Source organism: Buchnera aphidicola (Pemphigus obesinymphae) (assembly GCF_026122815.1).
Taxonomy (GTDB): Bacteria; Pseudomonadota; Gammaproteobacteria; order Enterobacterales; family Enterobacteriaceae; genus Buchnera_C; species Buchnera_C aphidicola_BJ.
The window spans coordinates 1-976 of record NZ_JAIWQW010000043.1 but is presented as its reverse complement, the minus strand read 5'-3'; the positions used below and the strand labels follow the sequence as shown (position 1 = coordinate 976).

Below are 976 nucleotides of genomic sequence, written 5' to 3'. Positions count from 1 at the left end.
ATTTATTTTTTAACAATTTTTTTATCTTGTCTTTGCACACTATAAAAATTTTTATAATTTATCATAGTGTATAAAAAAATATAATGTATTTTTTGATTTTATATATTTTATTTTAAATATTTTTTGATGAAAATTATTTTTTTTATTCATAGTAAGTTATGAGATTATGATAAAAGTTTTTAAAAAATATAAAAAAAATGTATCGACGTTTCTTTTTTATGATTATGAAACTTTTGGAACAAATCCTGCTTCAGACAAACCTTCACAATTTGCATGTATTCGTACTGACATTAATTTTAATATTATTGATAAACCAAAAATATTATTTTGTTATCCTCCAATAGATTATTTGCCAAATCCTGAAGCAATATTAATTACCGGTATTACTCCACAAAAAACATTTCTAGATGGTTATAATGAATTTTATTTTTCTAAGTATATTTATAACATTTTTAATGTAGGTAATACTTGTATTATAGGTTATAACAATATTCGTTTTGATGATGAAATAACTCGAAATATTTTTTATAGAAATTTATTAGATCCTTATTCTTGGAGTTGGAAGAATAACAATTCTCGTTGGGATTTATTGGGTGTTTTGCGTACATATTACGCAATTCGGCCTAATGGAATAAATTGGCCGGTAAATGAAATAGGGATGCCTAGTTTTAAATTAGAAAATATTAGTAAAGCAAATAATATTTCCCATATTGCAGCGCATGATGCTCTATCGGATGTTTATGCGACTGTTTTATTAGCAAAATTTTTAAAAGAAAAAAATGCAAAATTATTTAATTTTTTATTTGAAATACGTGTTAAAGGAAAATTATTAAATTTAATTGATATAAATAATATGAAACCAGTATTTTATATATCTGGATTATTTGGTGCTTCTCGGAGTAATATTAGTTTAATATCTCCAATATTACGACATCCTAAAAATAATAATATATTGTTAGGTATTGATTTAACTAAA

1 protein-coding gene is annotated in these 976 nt (G+C 22.6%); it reads left to right on the top strand.

What is annotated here, in order from left to right:
• Positions 1-166: 166 nt before the first annotated feature.
• On the top strand, positions 167-976 hold an 810-nt coding region (gene sbcB, locus LDP10_RS02960; protein WP_265197254.1), incomplete at its 3' end, for an exodeoxyribonuclease I.